Origin of the sequence: Streptomyces sp. WM6386, from assembly GCF_000972385.1 — a bacterium.
GTDB lineage: Bacteria > Actinomycetota > Actinomycetes > Streptomycetales > Streptomycetaceae > Streptomyces.
This window is the reverse complement of sequence record NZ_JXTE01000003.1, coordinates 107,350-116,294: the sequence shown is the minus strand read 5'-3', so window position 1 is coordinate 116,294 and position 8,945 is coordinate 107,350. Positions and strand designations below refer to the sequence as shown.

The 8,945-nt window shown below is 71.0% G+C and carries 7 protein-coding genes; 1 reads left to right on the top strand and 6 read right to left on the bottom strand.

Annotated elements, in window-relative coordinates:
• Positions 1–35 precede the first annotated feature (35 nt).
• The 3 genes from TN53_RS02830 to TN53_RS02820 all read right to left on the bottom strand — a co-directional run bounded on the left by TN53_RS02830 (position 36) and on the right by TN53_RS02820 (position 2,939).
• A complete protein-coding gene (locus TN53_RS02830) occupies positions 36–1,133 on the bottom strand; it encodes a GNAT family N-acetyltransferase (protein WP_046256694.1) in 1,098 nt (365 codons plus the stop codon).
• Position 1,134: 1 nt separating this feature from the next.
• Positions 1,135–1,557: a hypothetical protein gene (locus TN53_RS02825; protein ID WP_046256693.1), complete on the bottom strand. Its 423-nt coding sequence runs from the start codon at positions 1,555–1,557 to the stop codon at positions 1,135–1,137.
• A gap of 179 nt (positions 1,558–1,736) precedes the next feature.
• The gene (locus TN53_RS02820; RefSeq protein WP_046256692.1) at positions 1,737–2,939 is read right to left on the bottom strand and encodes a S8 family peptidase; all 1,203 of its coding nucleotides are present in this window, start codon (positions 2,937–2,939) and stop codon (positions 1,737–1,739) included.
• A gap of 312 nt (positions 2,940–3,251) precedes the next feature.
• Here TN53_RS02820 and TN53_RS02815 point away from each other — a divergent pair, with 312 nt between their 5' ends.
• On the top strand, positions 3,252–4,046 hold the full coding sequence (locus TN53_RS02815) for an SGNH/GDSL hydrolase family protein (RefSeq protein ID WP_046256691.1): 795 nt from the start codon (positions 3,252–3,254) through the stop codon (positions 4,044–4,046).
• A gap of 4 nt (positions 4,047–4,050) precedes the next feature.
• Here TN53_RS02815 and TN53_RS02810 read toward each other — a convergent pair whose 3' ends face one another.
• Genes TN53_RS02810 through TN53_RS02800 form a run of 3 tightly spaced genes read right to left on the bottom strand, consistent with a single transcriptional unit; the run spans position 4,051 to position 8,852 of the window.
• Complete coding sequence (locus TN53_RS02810; RefSeq protein ID WP_095046252.1) at positions 4,051–5,643, bottom strand: serine/threonine-protein kinase; 1,593 nt, start codon at positions 5,641–5,643, stop codon at positions 4,051–4,053.
• Between the two features lie 57 nt (positions 5,644–5,700).
• Positions 5,701–7,488: a sulfite exporter TauE/SafE family protein gene (locus TN53_RS02805; protein ID WP_046256690.1), complete on the bottom strand. Its 1,788-nt coding sequence runs from the start codon at positions 7,486–7,488 to the stop codon at positions 5,701–5,703.
• On the bottom strand, positions 7,485–8,852 hold the full coding sequence (locus tag TN53_RS02800; RefSeq protein WP_095046251.1) for a tetratricopeptide repeat protein: 1,368 nt from the start codon (positions 8,850–8,852) through the stop codon (positions 7,485–7,487). The genes TN53_RS02805 and TN53_RS02800 overlap by 4 nt, the downstream gene beginning before the upstream one ends.
• Positions 8,853–8,945: the final 93 nt, after the last annotated feature.

Genomic DNA, 8,945 nt, shown 5'->3' with positions numbered 1-8,945 from the left:
CCTCACGTTTTTTGTTGGTTTGACCGTTACGGAACCTATTGGCTCCGCGAGCGGATCCTTCCCATCCTCTTGAGAATCCGGTCCGCCGGCTCGAAGAGCTCCGGCCGTGACTGGACGGTGTTGCGCAGCGCCCGGACCGGGGCGCGGCGCGCCCTGTGCCCGAGTGCGACCGGGTGACGCCGGGTCACCCACCCCTCCGACACGGTGATCTCCCGTGTCTTCAGGGAGTCCTTGTACTCCTTCTGTCCCCGCCCCAGATCCAGATACGCGATGCCGTCCGCGGCGGCCGCCTCCGCCATCCGCAGATGCAGGACCAGGCCCGGCGAGTACTTCGAGAACGCCGGGTCGTACGCCGGGAACCAGCAGGCCAGCACCCGTTCGCTGCGCAGCCCGAAGTGCGCCGCGATCGGCTTGCCGCCCGCGTACAGCACCGACAGGATCCCCGCGAGCGGATCGGAACGGGTGTGGAACAGCCGCTCCACGAGATGGGTGATCCACTCGTGCGCGAAGCGGTCACTGCGCCCGGTCCTGCGGTACTGCGCGGACTTCCAGCCCATCAGGGTGCGCAGGGCCGCCGGATCGCGCTCGTCGTGCACGTAGCGCAGTTCGCCGGCGTCCCGGCCGAGCCTGCGCTCCTTGGCGAGCGTGGTCCTGGTGAACTTCGGCGCGTGGGTGCGCAGATGGGCCAGATAGGCCTCGTAGCCCTGGTCGACGTCCATGACCGGCGACGGGAAGCTGCCGGTGGCCCCGACGGCGAACGCCTCCTGGCCCTCCACCAGGTGGTCGAACTCCCATACGGCGAGCCCGCAGGCGCGCAGCAGCTCCTGCGCGTCCCACGCGAACCCGGGCCGGTGCACCAGACCCTGGGCGTCCGAGACGCCGAGTCCGACGGCCCGGCCCACTCCGGTGACGCTTCTCTGGTACGGCAGGAACGCGGCGGGCTCCCCGCCCTCGCGCACCACCGCGATCCGCACACCCCGCCGGTACCGGCCCACCGCGAGCGCGAACTCGGGGGACAGGAACGGATTCGCCAGCTCCGGGGATCCCTGCAGATGGGCCTTGGACTGCAACGACGTCCACGCCGCCCGGTCGGCGGCACTGAGCTCGCCGGGGCGGTACACGCTGATGTCCACGTCAGGGAGTCCGTCCCGTCGTCGTACGGCCGCCTCGCCGCCGCACCCAGACCAGCAGGAGAAGAAGGGAGCTGATCGCGGTCACGGCCACGATCCCGCCGCGCCACGACCAGCGGTGCGTGGCGAGCATGCCCTGCGCCACCAGCATGTTGACGACGACCGAGCCCGCGAGCGAGGCGAGCACCCGGCCGAGCGGTTCGAGCCCGCGCAGCGCGGCGGCGATCGCCACGGTCGGTGCCATCAGCAGGAAGAACAGCGTGAACGGGCCGCGCAGCGGTGAGTCCGAGCCGACGAGCGCGAGGATCGCGCCGAACCCGCCGACAGCCGTCGCGGCGCCCGCGAGCAGCGGCGAGAGGTCTCTCTCCGGTCCTGTCCGCGCGCGTTCGGTGTCCGTTGAAGATCCTTTGATACGTATGGTCTGCATTGGCGACTTTGCCCCCCGAAGCGCCGGATGCGAGGCTTCAATGTCGCGCAGGGGTGCCGGGGCCGTCAAGACCGAAAAGGGCCGCGTATCACGGTTGGTACGGACAATGAGACAAGTGTTCCCCGGAGGCGGAAGTCACCTCCGGGGAACGGCCGTTCAGATGGTGCGCTGCGGGAGCGTTACGAGACGAGCTTCAGGAGCCGGTTCGGCGAACCGGTGCCCGGGCTGGTGACCACGTTGGTGGTGGCACCGCCGGTCAGCGCCGTGGCGACCTGGGCCGGGGTGGCCGAGGTGTGGCCCGCCAGGTAGACCGCGGCCGCGCCCGCGACATGCGGGGTCGCCATCGACGTACCGGAGATGGTGTTGGTCGCGGTGTCGCTGGTGTACCAGCCCGCCGTGATCGAGGAGCCCGGCGCGAAGATGTCCAGGACCGAGCCGTAGTTCGAGTAGCTGGCCCGGGCGTCGGTGCTGGTGGTGGCGCCGACGGTGATGGCCTCGGTGACCCGGGCGGGGGAGTACGAGGAGGCGTTGGCGCTGCTGTTGCCGGCCGCGATCGCGTAGGTCACGCCGCTGGCGATGGAGTTGCGCACAGCGGTGTCCAGGGCGGTCGAGGCGCCGCCGCCGAGCGACATGTTGGCCACGGAGGGACCCGAGTGGTTGGCGGTCACCCAGTCGATACCCGCGACCACGCCTGCCGTGGTGCCGGAGCCGGCGTTGTCGAGCACCCGGACCGCCACGATCTTCGCCTGCTTGGCGACACCGTAGGTGGAACCCGCGATCGTGGTGGCCACGTGGGTGCCGTGACCGTTGCCGTCGGAGGCGGTGGTGTCGCCGTCGACCGCGTCGTAACCGTACGAGGCACGGCCGCTGATCTGCGAGTGGGTGATGCGCACACCGGTGTCGATGACGTAGGCCGTCACTCCGGCGCCCGCGGTGTCCGGGTAGGTGTAGGTGCCCGAAAGCGGAAGGGCGGCCTGGTCGATGCGGTCGAGGCCCCAGGGGGCGCTGGACTGCGTGGCGTCCACGTGGACGCGCTGGTTCTGCTCGACGGAGGCCACCGCCGGGTCGGCCGCCAGTCTCTTGGCCTCGGCCGCGGAGAGCGTGGCGGAGTAGCCGTTCAGCGCGCTGCCGAACGTCTTCCTGACCGTGCCTCCGTACTCCTTGACCAGGCTCTTTCCGGCGGCCGAGGCCGACTTGAAGCCGGTGGAGCCCTTCTTCAGGGTGACGATGTAGCTGTCCTTGATCGCCGTGGGAGAGTCGGCGGCAAGGATCTTGCCCTCGGCCGGAGCGGCCTCGGCGGGAAGGGCGGTGAGTCCGCCCACGAGGGCGGCGGTCGCCAGGCTGGTTATCGCGGCGAACCGGAACTTACGCAGTGGTGCCATACGAGGGAGTCCTCCTCTTAGGCGACGCGCGCTTGGGTGAGGGCGCGTCAGTGGGGGGCGCGCGTCATGACGCGCACGACCGGGAGCGTCGCGTTCCGCTACCGGCTGGGGTAAAGACTGGGCGATCTACGGGTGTAGATCAAGGCAGTTGAGTACCCGTCAACAAATTTGTCATGTGCGCGTAATCAAACACACTGTGAACACACAGGAACGCGGTGAGTAAGGAAGGAAAAGTCTTGGCATGGACACTTCCCGTCAACACGCGTAGTTGCTACGACGGTTGAGGCAGAGATCCTGCTAAAGGGAGGTTCCATGAGACGTTCCCGATTTGCCGCTTACGTCACCACGCTCCTCCTCGCCGTCGGCGCCGCACTCGCGGGGGCAACCCCCGCGCAGGCCGCCAGCGGCCCGTACGTGGCCCTCGGCGACTCCTACTCCTCCGGGGTGGGCGCCGGCAGCTACATCTCCTCCAGCGGCGACTGCAAGCGCAGCACGAAGGCGCACCCCTACCTCTGGGCAGCCGCCAACTCACCCTCGTCGTTCGCCTTCACGGCCTGCTCGGGCGCTCGAACGGGTGATGTTCTGGCGAACCAGCTGGCCCCGCTGAACAGTGCCACCGCCCTGGTCTCCATCAGCATCGGCGGCAACGACGCCGGCTTCTCCGACGTCATGACCACCTGTGTGCTCCAGTCCGACAGCTCCTGCCTGTCCCGCATCAACACCGCGAAGGCCTACGTCGACTCGACGCTGCCCGGCCGGCTGGACAACGTCTACTCGGCGATCACCACCCGCGCCCCGAACGCCCACGTCGTGGTCCTCGGCTATCCCCGCTTCTACAAGCTCGGCGCAACCTGCGTCGGCCTCTCCGAGACCAAGCGGAAGGCGATCAACGACGCGGCCGACTATCTCGACACCGCCATCCAGAAGCGCGCCGCGAACCACGGCTTCACCTGGGGCGACGTCCGCCCCACCTTCACCGGCCACGAGATCTGCTCCGGCGGCTCCTGGCTGCACAGCCTCAACTGGCTCAACATCGGCGAGTCGTACCACCCCACCGCGGCCGGCCAGGCCGGCGGCTATCTGCCCGTACTGAACAGCGCGGCCTGACCCGTCACTCGGTAGCCGAAGGAGAAGGGGAGGCCCCGTCCGTCGGGGTCTCCGTCTCGCACGTCACCGAGAACGGCACCGAGTTGGACTTCACGTGCTGCGGGTCCTGGACCTCGACACTGATGTCGCTCTCGAACGTCCCGCTGTCGTTGTTCGTCGTCGCGACCACCTTGTCCTGCTTGGAGGTGCCGCCGCCCGCCGGGAACGACAGCGTCTTCCAGCCGTTGTCCATGACATCGCCGTCCGACGACACCCAGCGGTAGCGCACCTCCGCCGGCACCCGGCTCACCGTGATCGTCGCCGTGAAGGCGGGGGCCTCGGCGTTCGGCGGCGGACAGGTCCCCGCGTACTCCGTGTTCGCCCCCGTGAGCGTGGCCTGGACGGTCACCGGCGGTGGAGCGCTCGTCGTAGTTTTGTCCGGGGTGGAAGGAGGCGGCGGCTCCTCACTGTCCTCGTCCGTCCCGGTCGGCGTGGTCTCACCCGTCGACCGGCTCGTCTCGTTGTTCCCCTGTGTGCCCCCGTCGTCGTCGCGGTTCAGCAGGGCGTACGTCAGCCCCGCGATCGCGAACGCCAGAGCGGCGAGGCCCGCGATCAGCACCACCGCGGCACGGCGGTTGCGGTCGGGAGGCCCGGAGGACGTCCTGGCCGTCGGAGCGGCCGGCGGGGGGGATGTGGGTGCCGTCGGGAAGGGCGTGGTCGGCGGCTCCTCCCGGTAGCCGGCCATCGTCGGCGGGTACGGGACCGGCGGGACGGATTCGACGCGTGTGGGGCCCCCCGCCGCGACGAGCCGCAGGTCCTGCTCGGCACGGTCGGCCGGCAGCCGCTCCGCCGGGTCCTTGCGCAGCAGCCCCTCGATGACAGGGGTGAGCGGACCGGCCCGGTACGGGGTCGGCAGCTCCTCGTCGACGATTGCGCGCAGGGTGCTCAGCGGGGTGTTCTGGCGGAACGGCGAGTTGCCCTCGACCGCCGCGTACAGCAGCACGCCCAGCGACCACAGGTCGGACTCGGGGCCGGGGGTGCGGCCCAACGCCCGTTCCGGGGCCAGGAATTCGGGCGATCCGATGACCTCGCCGGTCATCGTGAGCGCCGAGCTGCCCTCCACCTGGGCGATGCCGAAGTCGGTGAGCACCACGCGGCCGTCGTTCGACAGCAGCACGTTGGCCGGCTTCACGTCCCGGTGCAGCACCCCCGCCTCGTGCGCGGCCCGCAGCGCGGAGAGGACCTCGGCGCCGATGTGCGCGGCCCGCTGCGGGGGCAACGGACCCTCCGCGTCCAGGACGTCGGCCAGCGAGACACCGCGGACCAGCTCCATGACGATCCACGGGCGGCCGTCCTGCGTGGCCACGTCGTACACCGTCACCACGTTGCGGTTGGAGACCCGGGCCGCGGCCCACGCCTCGCGCTCCAGCCGGGCGTACAACCGCTCGACGTCCGAGACCGCGAGGCCCGAGGGCGCGCGCACCTCCTTGACCGCGACCTCACGGTGCAGCACCTCGTCGCGGGCGCGCCACACGGTCCCCATGCCGCCCTCGCCGAGCGGGGACAGGAGGCGGTAGCGGCCCGCGATCAGACGTTCACTGCCCGGATCTTCGGACACGGGCGTCCCCCATTCGCAATTCCGCGTGACTTCGCGTCATTTCTCCCCAAAAGTAGCTCAGCCAAGTGCGGATGCCGCCCCCTTGAGCACCAATCCGGCCCCGAGCGTCACGACGAGGAGCGCCGACATCAGGGGTGCGGACCTGCGGACGAGCGCCGTCACCGGATGCGTGGTCCAGCGGGGACGCCGGTCCAGCAGCCGATTCATCCCGGTACCCAGCTTCACGACGGCGAACCCCGCCGCGGTGAGAGTGAGCGCGAGACCGACGCCGTACGCGACGACCAGGAGGAAGCCGAACCAGGCCTGGCCGAGCGCCATGGCGCCGACGAGGACCACGACCGCGGAGGGGCTGGGGACCAGGCCACCGGCGAAGCCGAGGAGGATCGTGCCGCGGAGGGTGGGGGCGGTGGAGTGGGTGTGGGTGAAGCCGCCGTGGGTGTGCTCGACGGTGTGTGAAGGGGTGTGGGGATGGGGGTGCGGGTGAGTGTGGTCGTCGCCATGGCCATGGCCATGCGAGTGGTGTGGGTCGTCGTGTGTGTGGCCGTGAGGGCCGGTGCCGGAGTGGCTGTGCGCGGCGACCAGGGCCAGTTGACGCGCGGGGGCGGGGGCGGGTTCGTGCGCATGCTCGTGCTCGTGCCCATGTCCGCCGTCGTCGTGCCCATGTCCGCCGTCGTCGTGCCCGTGCCCGCCGTCGTGCCCATGACCATGCCCATGCCCATGCCCATGACCATGACCATGCCCATGGTCATGCCCATGGTCATGCCCATGGTCATGGGAGCGTCCGTGTGTGTGCCCATGGCCCTGCACATGCCTGCGGTGGTGCCAAGCCCGTCGTACGAGCGTCAGCCCGGCCCCCGTCACCAGCACCCCGCTCGCGATGCCCAGCCAGGTGATCACCGAGGGCGCCGCCCCCGAACCCGCCGTGACCAGCAGGCCCAGGGCGACCACGCCGAGCGTGTGGGTCACCGTGACCGACGCGGCCAGGGGCATGACGTCCTTGAGACGGGCCTTGCCGCCCCGGGCCGTCGCCACCGCCGCCATGAGGGTCTTGCCGTGACCGGGGGCGAGCGCGTGCAGCGCGCCCAGGGCTATGGCGATGAACAGGGCCAGCGCGGCGAATCCGAAGGTGAGGTCGTGGCGGGCCACCAGGGAGTCCAGCGCCCGGGTCCAGCGGTCGGCGCCGCGGGGGAGTACGGAGGCCGCCGGGGCGTTTGTCCGCTCCTCGGACAGGGCCGGGCCGCCGGGGCGTACGCGCAGGTCCGCCGTCGTGGTGTCGGCGGGGGAGGAGAGCAGCTCCTGCGGGTATTCGGTCAGTTCGCGGGAGAGCGACTTCGTCGGTACGTCCGATGCCGTGAGCGTCATCCGGTCGCCGCGCGCGGTGATCTCCCGCCAGCCGGGCCCGGAGTCCGTGCCCGCGCTGCGGAAGCCGAGGGCGACCGTGGAGCCCTCGGGGAGCGGTGCCGTCAGCTCGCACTCCACCCGCAGGGTGTCGAGCCCCGCCTGACCGGGCCGCACACGGGCCTTGCTGTCCTGGACCGTCAGGGCGGCCGTACGGCCGGCGACGGTGACCGCGCTGTCCCGTGCGGCCGTCTCGCACCGCTGTGCGGCCCAGCCGGCCATGCCCAGCTTCTCGATGTCCGGCTTCGCCTGGGTCGCCGGGATCTCGGCGAGGTCCTCGATGTGGTCGACGCGCAGCTGTCCCGGGGCGGCGACGAGACCGTCGTAGCGGTTGACGGTGAAGTTGCCGAGGGGGTGCGCGCTCGCGACTCCGGAGGGGAGGAGTACGAGCGCGCATGCGGCCGTGAGCACGGCCGCACCGGAGGCGAACAGAGAACGGGACCTCACTTGGCCGCCTCCAGATCCTTGAGCGCCTTGCGGGCCTCGCCGGCACCCAGGGTCGAGAAGCCGGGGTTCAGCTTCAGGGCCGCCGCCAGGTGGGTGCGGGCGTCCTTCTCGTGGCCCGTGGCGCGTTCGACGACACCTCGGTGATAGAGGAACGAGGCGTTGCGGTAGCCGGTCGCGGTGGCCCGGCGGGTGTACGGCAGGGCCTCCTCGTCCTTGCCGTTGACGTGCAGGGCCCAGGCCAGGGCGTCCGCCGTGTGCACGGTGTGCCGGCGGTCCCACTCGGCGCGGGCCGCGCGCAGCGCCGCCTTCTTGTCGCCGTGGTCGGCGGCGGCGAGCGCGGTGTCCAGGTCGGCGTTGACGCCGTTGGCGCGGGCGAGCGCCGTCCAGGCGTCGACCAGGGCGAACTGGTCATCGGCCGCGGCCTGGTCTCCGCGCTCCGCGTACAGCTCGCCCAGCTCGACGAGCGGGCCGGGCAGCGGATAGTGGGCGACGACGTTCTCGAGCCCTCGGACCGCCTCCTTCTCGTCGCCGCTCGCGGCCTGCGCACGGGCGCGGCCCTCGAGGGCGGGGAGGTAGTCCTCGTCGGCGGCCAGGGCCCGCGCGTAGTGGTTGAGGGCTTCCTTGTACTCGCCCTGGTTCCAGGCGAGTTGGCCGAGCTGGGTGGCGACGTACGCCACGTCACCGGGGGTGGAGGCCGACGCGAAGGCCTGCTTCAGCACCCGCTTCGCCGTGGTCACGTCGCCGCGCAGCTCATGGACGTACGCGTACCGCGTGAAGACCGGGATCCCCGGCTTCCGGGAGTCCGCCGTGTCGGCGGCCTTCGCGGCGTCGGCGTAGCGGCCGAGCTCGACGAGGGCGTCGATACGGGAGGACAGGGCGCGTTCGTTGTAGGGGTTCTGCTTCAGCGTGCGGTCGGCGTACTTCAGGGCGTCCTCGAAGTCGTGCCGGGCCGCCGCGAGGGCGGCTCGGCCGGCGAGGGCCTGTTCGTTGTCGGCCTTCAGTTCCAGCGACCGCTTCAGGGCCTTGTCGGCCTGCGGGTAGCGGGAGGGGTCGCCCTTGGTGCGGGCCTGCTCGACATAGGCGAGCCCGAGGGTGGCCCAGCCGCCGAAGTCCTTCGGCTGGGAACGGAGATGGGCCTGCAGCGAGGAGATGCTCGCGTCCAGGTCCCCACTGGAGAGCACCGCCGGCGACATGGCACTCGGCGCGGCCGCGACGGTCGTACCGCCGTCGTCACGCAGGGCACCGACGGCGATGGAACCGGCGGTGAGGGCAACGGCCAGCAGAACGGCAGAACCGCCGAGCTGCACGGCACGCAGCCGGCCTCCGGTGGCTGTCGTCTGGTCGTCGTTCGTACCCGGGACCATTGCCCTCTCCTAGGGATCGCTCTGGCTGGATGTGCAGGCGCGGCCCGCGCCGTGGGGGATGAGTACGAGCGGGCCGCGCCAGTCGAAGCGGAC

What these genes read in the sequence shown, in the direction of transcription:
- TN53_RS02825 (WP_046256693.1), bottom strand. Translation starts at nt 1,557, where the DNA reads ATGCAGACCATACGTATCAAAGGATCTTCAACGGACACCGAACGCGCG.
- TN53_RS02820 (WP_046256692.1), bottom strand. Translation starts at nt 2,939, where the DNA reads ATGGCACCACTGCGTAAGTTCCGGTTCGCCGCGATAACCAGCCTGGCG.
- TN53_RS02815 (WP_046256691.1), top strand. Translation starts at nt 3,252, where the DNA reads ATGAGACGTTCCCGATTTGCCGCTTACGTCACCACGCTCCTCCTCGCC.
- TN53_RS02800 (WP_095046251.1), bottom strand. Translation starts at nt 8,852, where the DNA reads ATGGTCCCGGGTACGAACGACGACCAGACGACAGCCACCGGAGGCCGG.